Raw genomic sequence first — 11547 nt, forward strand, 5'->3', positions numbered from 1 at the left:
CCGGGAAGCCTATCCGGTGGGTTCAGGCCGCCCGCATGTGCTGCGCGTACGTGGTGTCGGGCGAGAAGATCTTCTCGAGCCGCTTCACGTACCCGCGGCGTCCGGCCTCGCCGATCCGTTCCTGCAGCGCGGTGGCCCCCGGAATGAACCGCCGCACCGTCTCGGCGGCGAAGTTGACACCCGCGACCCCGACGATCACGGCCTGCGCGACGGGGTCGTTCGGCAGCTCGAGGAAGTCGGCGTTGGTCTTCCCGAGCACCAGCCGCGAGATCGAGGAGTGCACGGCGACGGAGACGTGGGACAGCACCTTCCCGACGGCCCCGCGCCCCTCGCCAACGGCGGCGTTGGCCTCGACCAGCGCCTTCGCGAGCCGCTTGGAGTCGTCGTCCGGGATGAACTCGGTGGCGGCGAGCAGCCAGAGCAGCCGCCACGCGTCCTCTTCGCCGCTGGGCAGCAGCTCGTCGTCGACGCCCATGAGCCAGCCGATGTAGCGCCAGAGGTGCAGGATGTCGCCGCGCTCGCGGGCGGAGTAGCGCAGGCCGAGCAGCTGCGTGCCGAAGACGTAGACGAGCGAGAAGAGCAGCAGCGTCCCGGCGGTCTGCACCTGGTTGACGGGCTTGTCCCAGGCGGCGTAGTCCCAGTCGTCCCGCCGGTTCATCGCGGCGCGCACGTGGGCGTGCACCACCCGGATCCGCAGCGCGGACGCGTACCCGGTTCGCCCGTGTTTAAGGGCGCCGGGCGTGGTGACGTCGATCCACCAGGCCGCGGTCTCGACGAGCCGCCGAGTCGCCTTGTACTCGATTTCCCCGGTCCCGACCAGCGACTTCGTCGCGCGCGACGCGAGATAGCCGCCCATGAGCGACATGTCCCCGAGCGGAAAGAGCCCCAGCAACCCGGCCCGGGTGATGGCCTTGGCCCCCCGCTCGAGCCGCTCGTCGTCAACCCAGTACGGCTTCGCCTCGACAGCGTCGAAGAAGACCTTCAGCGGCCCCTCGGCCTCGACGCCGTTCTTGAGGGCGTCCTCGAAGAGCCGGTGCCCCTGCCCCCGCGGCTGCCGCGCCATCCAGGCGACGACGTCATCGGCCAGCCGGTCCTCGACCTGGGCAAACTCCCGAAGCCGCGCGACCTGCCGCGCGTCACCCCGGATGTCCCCTTCGATGAACAGGCGCGAAGCAAGCCGGAACCCACCCTCCCGGAACAGCTCGGGATCCTCCATCGGCCTACCTCCAACGTCGACAACAAGTGTTGTCACTTGACGCGCCAACGTCAAGGAGGGGGAGGGTCTGGACAGGAGGATCACCACGCCGTGTATGCTTGCCACGCACTGCGGATGTAGTTCAATGGTAGAACATCAGCTTCCCAAGCTGAATACGCGGGTTCGATTCCCGTCATCCGCTCTCAGCCGAAAGCCCCGGAATTCACCTCCGGGGCTTTTCGCTTTCCGGATCGGGTGTGTGACACCAGCGCACCTGATGGTCGGGTTCGTCGCGGTGTTCGAGTACGCCGGCGTCGATCAGCCCGAGCAATGCCTTGTAGAGGCCGCTGCCCAGCTTGTTCTCGGACCAGAAGATCCACTTGATCCCGACCCACTCTTCGTCACCGCTGAATACGCCGAGTTCGATCGCCAGGTAGTACTCCGCGCTCTCCAAGTCGACCCAGTCGGCCAACCGCTCTTTCAATGCCACGAGTCCATTGTCCGAGTCGGGGGCAACTGATTTATCCGTCGGCGCAGGTGCGCCGCGTGGGCAGCCGGGAGACCGGTCGCCTCCGCGCGAGCCAAGGCGTCGGCGGCGTCGGGAGAACCCGTGCGGTGCAACAACTCCGCGCGTGAGGCGTGCCACCACGGGTAGTTCTCCAAACCAGGCAGTGCGTCCACCAAAGCCAAAGCTGCCGCCGGGCCGTCGCGTTCTGCTACTGCTGCCGCGCGGTTCAGGCGGACCACCGCCGTGTCCTGGACGGACAACAGCACGTCGTACCAGGAGATCACCGCGTCCCAGTTCGTTTCGGTGTACGACGGGGCCAGGTCGTGGCAGGCTGCGATTGCTGCCTGGACCACGTACGGGTTGGGCACCGACGGGGTTCGGCGGAGTCCCACGCCCACCAGCGAGACGCCCTCCTTGATCAGGTCGGGGTCCCACAACGAGCGATCCTGCAGGGACAGCAAGACCGGCACACCCTCGGAGGTACGGGCCGTACGGCGGGCGTCCTGCAGGAGGACCAGCGCCAGGAGGCCGAGGGCCGTCGGCTCGTCCGGCATCAGTTCCGCCAGCAACCGTGCCAGGCGGACACCTTCAGCGGTCATCGAAAGGCGCCCCGTGTAGCCCTCGTTGAAGATCAGGTAGATCGTCGACGCCACCCCGGACAGCCGCTCAGGCAGTTCTTCGGCGGACGGCACCCGGTAGGGAATGTGCGCCTGGGCGATCTTCTGCTTCGCGCGCGTCAAGCGTTTCGCCAGCGTCGCTTCGGGGAGCAGCAGTGCGCGCGCCACCTCCGCCGTCGACAGACCGCCCAGCGTGCGGAGGGCCAGCGCCACGGACGCGTCCAGCGACAACGCCGGGTGGCAGCACGTGAAGACCAGCCTCAGCAAATCGTCGCGGACCGCGAGCGGATCGGGGAACGGGTCGACGGCGGGCATCGCGTCCGCCTCCTTCCCGAGCCGCTTCGCTTCGCGGCGGACGACGTCGACCGCACGCCGGCGGGCCGCGACCAGCAGCCAGCCGCGCGGGTTGTCGGGGACGCCGTCGCGCGGCCACGTCTCGAGGGCGCGGACCACCGCGTCCTGGACCGCGTCCTCGGCCAGGTCGACGCTGCCGGTGACGCGGACCAGCGTGGCCAGTACCCGGGTGCCCTCGTCCCGGACCAGCCGCGCGACCGCGTCACCGGCGAAGGTCACTTGCCGAATTCGACGACCGGCCGGACCTCGATCGCGCCGTCCCAGGCGCCCGGGATCTGGGCCGCGACCTTGACGGCTTCGTCGAGGTCGGCGCACTCGATGAGGTAGAAGCCGGTGAGGGCTTCCTTCGTCTCGGCGTACGGGCCGTCGGTGGTGACGATGTCGCCGCCCTTGCCGCCGGTGACGCGCACGGTCGTCGCGGTCGCGGTCGGGTAGAGGGCCGCGCCACCGCGGATCACGGCCTCCGCGGCCGCCCCGAACTCGTTGTAGTCCTGCATCATCTCGGTGGCCTCGGGCCGGGTCGGATCGACGTCGGAGGCGTAGATGATGGCGGCGTACTGGGGCATGACAGCTCCTCACAGGGTCGACCGGCGCCGATCGCCGGCTCTCACTGTAAGGACGAACGGCGCGGACCGCTCCGGGACAACCGCGCCGGACTTTCTCTCTAGCCTTCGACGAGCTCCCAGTCGCTGTCCGGGGTCGCGCGGTCGTAGACCTGGCCCGGCGCGGCCTTCAGGACGGTGCTGACGTCCGGGTACAGCTTCGCGACGTGCTCCAGCTCCAGGCCCTCGACCTCGAAGTCCTCCGCTTCCGGGACCTCGAAGCCGACGAACAGCCACGTGCCGTCCTGCTCGCGGACGACCTGGCGGACCGCGCGGACCGGACGCTGCGGGCCGGTCGGGATCTCGGTCAGGCCGCTGCTGATCTGCGCTTCGTCGTCCGGCGAGCCTTCGAACTCCCAGGCGGCGCGGCGCTGAGCGAGCAGCCGGATGTCCTCGTCCTCGTCGTCGGAGCCGGTGACCGACGAGAGCAGCCACGTGCGGTGGTCCGGGTCCCAGTCGGCGGCCATGCCCGTCGGCAGCTCGGCCAGCGCCGCCAGCTGCGGGAGCAGCTCGAGGGCCTCGCGGACCGACAACTTGCCGAAGTTCTCGCGGTTGACCAGCACGTCTTCGGACAGCTCGGTGCCGTCGCTGATGAACCAGTCGTCTTCGTCGTCCAGCACGACGAAGCCCAGTGCGTCCGCGTCGGAAACCAGAGCCATGGCGATGATGACCGGTGCTTCCGGATCCTGGCGCAAGGGCCACTCGGTCGACATGGGCCATATCCCACCATCGGGCGACCGCGGGCCGAGACCCGGGGTCGTCCGCTCGCTGAATTCATCGCGCGTTGATATTATGTCCCGCATGGTGCTTCCGAAGGGTCTCGCCCGGTTCAACCGGGTCGCCACCAACCGCGTCAACAAGTACGTCGTCAACTGGGCCCCCGGCTTCGGCATGATCGTCCACAAGGGACGGAAGTCGGGTAAGGAGTACCGGACGCCGGTGAACGTCTTCCGCACGGCGGAGGGCTACGTCGTCGCGCTGACCTACGGGCCCGACGCCGACTGGGTGAAGAACGTGCTGGCCGCGGACGGCTGCACGATCGTCACGCGCCGGAAAAACCAGCACGTGCACGGCGCGCGGCTCGTGCATGATGAGTCGCGCCAGGCCATGCCGACCCCCGTGCGGCAGTTCCTCGGCCTGCTGAACGTCCACGACTTCCTGCTGCTCAAGCGGGACTAGGGGGAGAGATGCTCGAGGGGGAGCTCGTCCGGCTGCGCGCGCTCGAACCGGAGGAGTCCGACCGGATCCACGGCTGGGTGCACGATCCCGACGTCGGCCGGTGGATGAACCACAGCTACCCGCGGTCGCTCGCGCAGCTGCGCAAGCGCGCCGAGGAGCGCCCGGTCAACAGCTACGAACTGGTCGTGCTCGGGATCGAGGCCAAGGCCGACGGCCAGCTCATCGGCATCATCGACCTGCGGGACGCCGAGCCCGAGGTCGGCAACGCCGAACTGGACATCTACATCGGCGAGGCCGAGTACCGGGGCGGCGGCGGTTACGGCACCGAAGCGCTGCGCCTGATGTGCCGCTACGGCTTCAACTCGATGCGGCTGCACATGATCACGCTCTGGGTGGTCGCCGAGAACGAGCGCGCCCGGCACGTCTACCGCAAGGTCGGCTTCACCGAGGACGGCCGCCACCGCGAGGCGTTCGTCGCGATGGACGGCAAGCGCCACGACATGATCCTGATGAGCATGCTCAAGGGCGAACTCAGGTCGTGAGCCGGCGAGGCGCCTTCAGCCGCCACGCTTCTTCGAGCAGCTCACGCAGCTGACCGACGTCGACCTTGTCCAGGTCGACGATGATCGAGCCGTAGCCGTCGTAGTGCGGTGTCGTGAAGAAGGCGGCGTCGCCGGATTCCAGCAACGCCGCCTTCTCGTCGAGCCCGCACATCACGACCAGGCCGCCTTCGGCCTCCGTGCGCAGCCGCGCGAACCCCTTGCCCGCCACCTTCAGCGCGGGCGTGCGGTACCAGGTCGCCGCCTCGACCTCGGGCAGTTCCGAGGCCAGGCGGACGACGTCTTCCCAAGTCGTCATGGGTCCATTGTCGACCCGGCGTCTTGGAAGAACGGGACCTAAGGCAGCAGGGTGATCCGGTCCGCCGCGGGCGGGGCCAGGTTCGGGTGGGCGCCCAGGTACGCGATCAGCGCGTCCAGGTCGACCGGCCCGCCCGCCAGGTTCGTGCCCTTGGTGAACTCGGTGAAGCCGTCACCGCCGGCGGCGAGGAAGTTGTTCACCGACACGCGGAACGTCGCCGCCGGGTCGACCGGCGTGCCGTTCACCGTGATGTTCGAGACCCGCGAGCCCTGCGGCGCGGACGCCGAGTAGCTGTAGTGCAGCGAGCTCGAGATCTGCAGGAACTTCGGGTTCACCCCCGGCGCCCATTGCTGCTCCAGCACGTTCTTGAGGTTCGCGCCGGTCAGCGTGATCGTCTGCATGATGTTCGCGAACGGCTGGACGGTGAACGCCTCGCCGTAGGTCACCACGCCGTCACCCTCGTTGTTCGCGGACGACTTGTACGTCAGGTCGGCGCGGATGCCGCCCGGGTTGGTCATCGCGATGACCGCGTTGTTGCCCTGCGTGCCCGCGAGCTGCGCGTCGGCGATGACGTCGCCGAGCGAGGACTCGCCCGCCGCGTTGCCCGCCGCCGGCAGGTCCGCGGTGATGGAGCCGACCGGCTTGTTCGCGATCGGGCCGGACTTCGCCTTGGCGTCGGCGACCAGCGCCGCCACGGCCGGGTCCGGGGTGACCGTGCGCGTGACGATCTCGTTGTGCGCCTGCGTGGCCGACCGGACGACGTCGCGCGTCTTCAGGTTGATCTTCAGGTCCACGACGGACAGCAGGCGGCCGAACGACGCGCCCTGGATGACCGTGCGCGGCTGGCCGGCCGGGTCGTTGATCACGCAGTTGTACTGCTGGTGGCTGTGGCCGGTGAAGATCGCGTCGACCTTCGGGGTCACGGCCTTCGCGATCGCGGTGGCCGGGCCGGGCAGGACGCGGCAGTCGTTCGGGCCCTCGATCTCGGTGCTGTCGCCCTGGTGCAGCAGCACGACCTGGGACTTGACGCCGAGGAAGTCGAGCAGGTTCGCGGTGCGGTTGATCGCCTCGACCTCGTCACCGAACTTCAGGCCCTTGATGGCCTCCGGCGTGACGACGGTCGGCAGGTCCTTCAGCGTCGCGCCGATGACGCCGATCGGCACGCCACCCTCGAACTTGACGGTGAACGGCAGCAGCGCGGGCAGGCCGTTGGTGAAGTACACATTGGACCCGAGGAACGGGAAGTCCGCACCCTTGAACTTCTTGTCGAACTGGCAACCGTCGGTCGGGTGGCAGCCGCCGAACTGCATGCGCTGCAGTTCCTTGTACCCCTCGTCGAACTCGTGGTTGCCGACGACGGACGCACTCACGCCGAGCTGGTTCAGCAGGTCGATGGTCGGCTCGTCGTGGAACAGCGCCGAGATCACCGGCGACGCGCCGACGTTGTCACCGGCGGACAGCACGAGCGAGTTGCGCACCTGCGAGCGGAGCTGCTTCACGTGCGTGGCCAGATAAGCGGCGCCACCGGCGTCCACAGTGGTCCCGTCCGACTGCGTGACGCGGCCGCTGGAGCCGGACGGCGGCTCGAGGTTCCCGTGCAGGTCGTTGAACGCGATGATCCGGACGTCGGTGGTCGGGTCCGGGCGCTGGCCCGCGGACGCGGGTGCGGTGGTCACCGCCGTCGTCGCCAGCGCGGCCGCGGCGAGCACCACGAGCCGGGTTGAAAGCCTCATGCGTGTTTCCTCCGATTCGCGCCCAGATCCCCTTGCGGGCGCACGGCGGAGGATTCTGCCTCGCTGAGGGGTCAGCGAACAGGGTCAAAAGACGGACGTAAAGCGAATGTCACCTAACGGCTTCCTTCGAGCAGCGTCTTCGCGACCAGGCCCGGGTCGTCGTTCATCGGCACGTGCCCGCAGCCCGGGAGCAGCGTGAACGTCCCGTTCGGCGCGATCTTCCGCAGCTCGGCGACGCGCGGCCGGGCGAGGATCCGGTCGTGCTGGGCCCAGGCGATCGTCACCGGGATGCCGGTGACGGGGCCGGTGAACCGGAAGCTGCCACGGGACTGCGCGGCGGTCGGCTCGAAGCCCGGCGCGGTCGCGAGCGCGTGGGCGTCCTCGACGACCGTCTCGGGGCTCTGCAGCTCGGGCCGTCCGACGATCATGCCGGTGAGCGCCCGCCGCCCGGCCGCCGTCGCGGCGATCCGGCGCACGACGTGCGGTGGTGTGCGCTGAGCAAGCGCGCGGTGGGCCTTGAGCGTCGCGATCGCGTAGAGCTTCTGCCGCCGGTTCCACAGCCCGGCCGGGGACAACGCCGTGACGCTGCGGACGAGCCCGGCCCGGCCGAGCTCCAGCGAGAGCAGGCCGCCGAGCGAGTTGCCGGCGACGTGCGGCCGGTCGAGGCCGAGTTCGGTGAAGAGCTCCTTGAACATCACCAGCGCGGGCTCGACGCCGTAACCGCCGGACGGCTCGGGCGACTCGCCGAAGCCGGGCAGGTCGACGGCGATGACGTCACGATACGGCGTGAGCAGCGGAAACACCGGTGACCAAGCCTGGCGGCGGTGCCCGATGCCGTGGATCAGCACCAGCGGTTCGCCCCGGCCCGCGCGGTCGTAGACAACGTCGTCCATGATCCGAGCGTAAGTCCGGGTTGACGGAAAAGCTACAACCGCCGGTAACAGTTACTCTGCGTCCGGGTGAACCCGGGTGCCGGTGTCGGCCGACCGCTGGACGGCGTCCAGCACCCGGTGCACGCGCAGCGCGTGCCCGAAGTCCGGCAGGTCGCCCTTGAGGTGGCGCGCGTACGCGTGCGCGACGTTGTACGACGGTTCGGACGCGCGCCCGGCCAGCTGCGGCAGCTCGTACCGCGTCGGCACGGCCAGCCGCTCGAGCGTCCCGGTGCGGCTGCCGCGCAACGTCAGCTTGGAGATCCAGAACAGCGGGTCCGCCGCGTTGACGACCAGCGTGCCCTCGGTGCCGTTGATCTCCCAGAGGAAGTCCGTGGCCGGCGACGTCCCGCCGCGCAGGTGCAGCGACGCGATCGCGCCGCCGTTCAGCACGCCGGAGACGGCGATCTGGTCGGGCACGGTCATCGGGACGGCGTCGCCGGTGACCTCGTCGCGCACCCGCGGCCGGACGGTCGCCATCGTGGCCGACAGCTCGGCGAACCCGCCGAGCACCATGTGCAGCGTGTCGGCGGTGTGCGCGAACGGGATGGTCAGCAGCGTCGCCCCGCCCTCGGGGTGCAGCTGGTAGTCGCGGCCGGCGCGCACGCTGGAGCCCCAGTTCCCACCGGACGCGATCAGCGACGTCGACAGCACGCGGCCGACGTAGCCGTCCTTGATGAGGTCACGCAGGTAGCGCAACGCGGGCGCGGAGCGGCCCTGCAGCCCGACGGCCGTCTGACCGTCCTTCGCGGCTTCGGCCAGTGCCCGGGTCTCCGCGAGGCTGACGCCCAGCGGCCACTCGCTCAGCACCTGCTTGCCCGCGGCCAGCGCGGGCTCGATGAGGGCCCGGTGCTCGGGCACCTTCACGGCGACCACGACCAGGTCGACCTCCGGGTGCCGCGCCAGCTCCCCGGCGTCGCCGAAGGTCAGCGGCACGCCGTACTTCTCGCCGGCCACGCGCGCCGACTCGGCGCTGCTCGCGCTCAGCGCGCGGAGCTCGTAGCCCTCCACCGCGGCCAGCGCGGGCACGTGCGCGGTCGCGGCCCAGCCGCCGTTCGCGCTGAGCCCGACGATGCCGACCCGGACCGGTGCCATGAGCGTTCCTTTCGTTTCCCCCACAGGACTTACGTGCCGAGCGTCGCGGTCATTCCCGCGTGAGCGCAAGCCGCATCAGCTGGCGGCGCCCTTTGCCCGGAACGTCCTCGCTGTCGCCGGTGGGCACGAAACCGAGCCGCTCGTAAACGCGTCTCGCACGGTCGTTCCCCTCGAAGACGTGCAGGGCGATGGCCTGCGCCCCGGATTCTCCGGCCGCCACGCGGACCGCGTCGACGAGCCGCGCGGCCAAGCCGTGGCCACGCAGCTGTGGCGCAACCCACATCGAGAAGACCAGCCATTCGGCCGCACCCGCCCAGCCGCAGACGAGCGCGACGGCGGTGTCGCCGTCGAACGCCGCGAACCACGCGCGCTCGGCCAGCCAGGCGCGCCAGTCGTCGTCGGACTTCGTGCGTTCGACGGCGAGGAGCGAGCCGAAGTTCTCCGGCGTGTCCGCCAGCGCGCGGAGCCGGATTTCGCGCAGCACCAAGGCGTCGTCGGGGGTGAGCCGCCGCACGTGGATCATCTACGCAGATTCGCACGCGGAACGGGTCCGGTAACACCGGATAACACCGCCGCGATGAGGCGAACGTTCCGGCGTGTGGGGGAAGCATGGGCATCGAGGTCGTCCTCGTGGTTCTGGCCGTCGTCGTGCTGCTGATCGGCGGCACGGTGTTCAGCGCCTGGCGCGCCGAGCGCGCCGAGGAGCGCGAGGACGATGCCGATCCGCTGCCCGACCAGCCGCTGCCCGATCAGCCCTGACCGATCAGCCCTGACCGATCGGCCCGTCGCCGGATCGGCCAAGTGGCCGAGGGGGCCGTTCGGCGTCCGGCTCATCGACCGAAGCGGCACCCCGGTCAAGATCCATAACGTCGGTGGCATGACGAACGCACAGGTCACCGCCCTGCAGTACGGACTAATCGGCTTCCTCGCGCTGTGGACCGTGGTGCTGGTGCCGCAGCTGCTCACCCAGCTCGCGCGGCACGGCGGACTCCGGCTGCGCGGCATCGTCACCACCGCGGCCGTGCTGCTCTACGGGTGCATGACCCTCGCCGTCGTCTTCCTGCCGCTGCCCGGGCCCGGCACCCGCCGGCTGAGCCAGACCGTGCAGCTGCACCCGTTCCAGTGGATCACCGACATCCACACCGAGCTGCTCAAGCACGGGGAGCCGCTGTCGCAGTGGTTCATGACGCAGACGTTCCAGCAGGCCTGCATGAACGTCCTGCTGTTCGTCCCGCTCGGCGTGTTCGCCCGGATCCAGTGGCGCCGCGGCCTGATCGGGACCACGCTGATCGGCTTCACCGCTTCGCTGCTCATCGAGATCACGCAGCTCACCGCGAACTTCGGCACCGCGCCGTACGCCTACCGCATCTTCGACGTCGACGACCTCATGAACAACACGTTCGGCGCCGGCGTCGGCTGGGTGTTCGGGGCGCTCCTGCTGGCCCTGCTGCGGGCCAAGCGTTCAACGGTCGACGTGCAGCCGGCCCGGAGCGAGCGGATCCACCTCGCCCAGACGCGCTAGCCGAGCCTTGCGCTGCAAGGCGGCCCGCTTCGCGGCGCGGCGGTCCTCGAGCACGACTACGAGGGCGGCCACGGCCAGGACCAGCGCGACCAGCCCGAGGACGATCGGAAGCTGCACGAAATCCTCCTCGGTACGACGCTGTGCGGGAGATCACACAGGTTACGCAGGTCAGTGGTGAATTCGCTACCCCCAGCGACAGCGCGTGCGGCGAACCAGGCGTGATCAGCGGAAACGCGCGGGCAGTTGTGCCGTGCCCAGCCGAAAGTCGTACCGGAGACTGGACGGGTGAGCACCAGACCCACCAAGGACCAGCTGGCCGCGGCCTACGGCACCACCATCCCGGACGTCCTGGCCCCCGGCCTCGACGTCCTCTTCTGCGGGATCAACCCCGGCCTCTACTCCGGTGCCCTCAAGCAGCACTTCGCGCGGCCCGGGAACCGTTTCTGGCCGGCGTTGCACGGCGGTGGCTTCACGCCGCGGCGGTTCGACCCGTCCGAGCAGGCGCAGCTGCTCGACCTGAAGCTCGGCGTCACGAACGTCGTCGCCAGGGCCACCGCGCGGGCCGACGAGCTGACCGGTGACGAGCTGCGCGAGGGCGGGAAGCTGCTGGCCGCGAAGGTGCTCGAACACCGGCCGCGGTGGCTGGCGGTAGTCGGGATCACCGCGTATCGGACCGCGTTCGGCTTCCCGAAGGCGAGCGTCGGGCGGCAGGAGCAGCGCATCGGGGGGACACACGTGTGGGTGCTGCCCAATCCGAGCGGCCTGAACGCCCACTGGACACCGGCCGGGCTGGCGGCGGAGTTCGCCGCGCTGCGGGCCGCGGTCGTGACTCGCTAGCCCCTCCCGCAGCGTGCTGACCAGTAACAACCCGCATCCAACGGCGCCGTGGGGCGTTAGAGGGGGACGAGCCGGGAGGTAGCGCAACGACACGGGCCACCCTCAGTAGCACCCGCCG

16 protein-coding genes and 1 tRNA gene are annotated in these 11547 nt (G+C 69.8%); 6 read left to right on the forward strand and 11 right to left on the reverse strand.

The genetic code is table 11. From position 1 onward, the window contains the following. Positions 1-22: 22 nt before the first annotated feature. Entirely contained in the window at positions 23-1216 is a 1194-nt protein-coding gene (locus VA596_RS08910) for an oxygenase MpaB family protein (protein ID WP_323324924.1), read from the reverse strand. A gap of 110 nt (positions 1217-1326) precedes the next feature. Here VA596_RS08910 and VA596_RS08915 point away from each other — a divergent pair. Then, a tRNA-Gly gene (locus VA596_RS08915) sits at positions 1327-1397 on the forward strand. Between the two features lie 21 nt (positions 1398-1418). On the opposite strand, the gene VA596_RS08920 is transcribed toward VA596_RS08915, so the two are convergent. The 4 genes from VA596_RS08920 to VA596_RS08935 form a co-directional block, all read right to left on the reverse strand. Further along, positions 1419-1685: a hypothetical protein gene (locus VA596_RS08920; RefSeq protein ID WP_323324926.1), complete on the reverse strand. Its 267-nt coding sequence runs from the start codon at positions 1683-1685 to the stop codon at positions 1419-1421. Further along, positions 1676-2893: an RNA polymerase sigma factor gene (locus VA596_RS08925; RefSeq protein ID WP_323324928.1), complete on the reverse strand. Its 1218-nt coding sequence runs from the start codon at positions 2891-2893 to the stop codon at positions 1676-1678. Before VA596_RS08925 ends, VA596_RS08920 begins: the two co-directional genes overlap by 10 nt. Beyond that, on the reverse strand, positions 2890-3240 hold the full coding sequence (locus VA596_RS08930; RefSeq protein ID WP_323324930.1) for a YciI family protein: 351 nt from the start codon (positions 3238-3240) through the stop codon (positions 2890-2892). Before VA596_RS08930 ends, VA596_RS08925 begins: the two co-directional genes overlap by 4 nt. A 98-nt stretch (positions 3241-3338) precedes the next feature. Beyond that, positions 3339-3989 carry a hypothetical protein gene (locus VA596_RS08935; protein ID WP_323324932.1) on the reverse strand — a complete coding sequence of 217 codons (651 nt, stop codon included), beginning with the start codon at positions 3987-3989 and terminating at the stop codon, positions 3339-3341. Positions 3990-4077: 88 nt separating this feature from the next. On the opposite strand from VA596_RS08935, the gene VA596_RS08940 reads away from it, so the two are divergent. Together VA596_RS08940 and VA596_RS08945 are read left to right on the forward strand one after the other, a co-directional pair. Beyond that, complete coding sequence (locus VA596_RS08940) at positions 4078-4455, forward strand: nitroreductase family deazaflavin-dependent oxidoreductase (protein WP_323324934.1); 378 nt, start codon at positions 4078-4080, stop codon at positions 4453-4455. A gap of 8 nt (positions 4456-4463) precedes the next feature. Continuing rightward, positions 4464-4997, forward strand: coding sequence for a GNAT family N-acetyltransferase (locus tag VA596_RS08945; protein WP_323324936.1), 534 nt, complete (start codon positions 4464-4466; stop codon positions 4995-4997). Here VA596_RS08945 and VA596_RS08950 read toward each other — a convergent pair. From VA596_RS08950 to VA596_RS08970, 5 genes are all read right to left on the reverse strand, one after another. Beyond that, the gene (locus tag VA596_RS08950; RefSeq protein WP_323324938.1) at positions 4987-5313 is read right to left on the reverse strand and encodes an MmcQ/YjbR family DNA-binding protein; all 327 of its coding nucleotides are present in this window, start codon (positions 5311-5313) and stop codon (positions 4987-4989) included. The two genes, VA596_RS08945 and VA596_RS08950, sit on opposite strands and share 11 nt — an antisense overlap. A gap of 38 nt (positions 5314-5351) precedes the next feature. Then, positions 5352-7046 (reverse strand): bifunctional metallophosphatase/5'-nucleotidase, encoded by a 1695-nt coding sequence (locus VA596_RS08955; RefSeq protein WP_323324940.1) that lies wholly within the window; start codon positions 7044-7046, stop codon positions 5352-5354. A gap of 113 nt (positions 7047-7159) precedes the next feature. Further along, on the reverse strand, positions 7160-7939 hold the full coding sequence (locus tag VA596_RS08960; protein WP_323324942.1) for an alpha/beta fold hydrolase: 780 nt from the start codon (positions 7937-7939) through the stop codon (positions 7160-7162). A gap of 51 nt (positions 7940-7990) precedes the next feature. Next, positions 7991-9070 (reverse strand): Gfo/Idh/MocA family protein, encoded by a 1080-nt coding sequence (locus tag VA596_RS08965; RefSeq protein ID WP_323324944.1) that lies wholly within the window; start codon positions 9068-9070, stop codon positions 7991-7993. A gap of 49 nt (positions 9071-9119) precedes the next feature. Beyond that, entirely contained in the window at positions 9120-9593 is a 474-nt protein-coding gene (locus VA596_RS08970; RefSeq protein ID WP_323324946.1) for a GNAT family N-acetyltransferase, read from the reverse strand. 86 nt (positions 9594-9679) lie between these two features. On the opposite strand from VA596_RS08970, the gene VA596_RS08975 reads away from it, so the two are divergent. Next, positions 9680-9829 carry a hypothetical protein gene (locus VA596_RS08975; protein ID WP_323324948.1) on the forward strand — a complete coding sequence of 50 codons (150 nt, stop codon included), beginning with the start codon at positions 9680-9682 and terminating at the stop codon, positions 9827-9829. A gap of 118 nt (positions 9830-9947) precedes the next feature. After that, entirely contained in the window at positions 9948-10592 is a 645-nt protein-coding gene (locus tag VA596_RS08980; RefSeq protein ID WP_323324950.1) for a VanZ family protein, read from the forward strand. On the opposite strand, the gene VA596_RS08985 is transcribed toward VA596_RS08980, so the two are convergent. Next, complete coding sequence (locus VA596_RS08985) at positions 10533-10709, reverse strand: hypothetical protein (protein WP_003058066.1); 177 nt, start codon at positions 10707-10709, stop codon at positions 10533-10535. The genes VA596_RS08980 and VA596_RS08985 overlap by 60 nt on opposite strands. 168 nt (positions 10710-10877) lie before the next feature. Between VA596_RS08985 and mug the strand changes: the two genes are divergently transcribed. Next, positions 10878-11429: a G/U mismatch-specific DNA glycosylase gene (mug, locus tag VA596_RS08990; RefSeq protein ID WP_323324952.1), complete on the forward strand. Its 552-nt coding sequence runs from the start codon at positions 10878-10880 to the stop codon at positions 11427-11429. The last annotated feature ends 118 nt before the right edge of the window (positions 11430-11547 follow it).

It is taken from the genome of Amycolatopsis heterodermiae (assembly GCF_034929455.1).
In the GTDB taxonomy this organism is placed as follows: domain Bacteria; phylum Actinomycetota; class Actinomycetes; order Mycobacteriales; family Pseudonocardiaceae; genus Amycolatopsis; species Amycolatopsis heterodermiae.

Excerpts from the sequence above, each read along its gene's own strand:
- VA596_RS08910 (WP_323324924.1), bottom strand. The coding sequence starts at position 1,216 with ATGGAGGATCCCGAGCTGTTCCGGGAGGGTGGGTTCCGGCTTGCTTCG.
- VA596_RS08930 (WP_323324930.1), bottom strand. The coding sequence starts at position 3,240 with ATGCCCCAGTACGCCGCCATCATCTACGCCTCCGACGTCGATCCGACC.
- VA596_RS08935 (WP_323324932.1), bottom strand. The coding sequence starts at position 3,989 with ATGTCGACCGAGTGGCCCTTGCGCCAGGATCCGGAAGCACCGGTCATC.
- VA596_RS08940 (WP_323324934.1), top strand. The coding sequence starts at position 4,078 with ATGGTGCTTCCGAAGGGTCTCGCCCGGTTCAACCGGGTCGCCACCAAC.
- VA596_RS08945 (WP_323324936.1), top strand. The coding sequence starts at position 4,464 with ATGCTCGAGGGGGAGCTCGTCCGGCTGCGCGCGCTCGAACCGGAGGAG.
- VA596_RS08950 (WP_323324938.1), bottom strand. The coding sequence starts at position 5,313 with ATGACGACTTGGGAAGACGTCGTCCGCCTGGCCTCGGAACTGCCCGAG.
- VA596_RS08955 (WP_323324940.1), bottom strand. The coding sequence starts at position 7,046 with ATGAGGCTTTCAACCCGGCTCGTGGTGCTCGCCGCGGCCGCGCTGGCG.
- VA596_RS08960 (WP_323324942.1), bottom strand. The coding sequence starts at position 7,939 with ATGGACGACGTTGTCTACGACCGCGCGGGCCGGGGCGAACCGCTGGTG.
- VA596_RS08965 (WP_323324944.1), bottom strand. The coding sequence starts at position 9,070 with ATGGCACCGGTCCGGGTCGGCATCGTCGGGCTCAGCGCGAACGGCGGC.
- VA596_RS08970 (WP_323324946.1), bottom strand. The coding sequence starts at position 9,593 with ATGATCCACGTGCGGCGGCTCACCCCCGACGACGCCTTGGTGCTGCGC.
- VA596_RS08975 (WP_323324948.1), top strand. The coding sequence starts at position 9,680 with ATGGGCATCGAGGTCGTCCTCGTGGTTCTGGCCGTCGTCGTGCTGCTG.
- VA596_RS08980 (WP_323324950.1), top strand. The coding sequence starts at position 9,948 with ATGACGAACGCACAGGTCACCGCCCTGCAGTACGGACTAATCGGCTTC.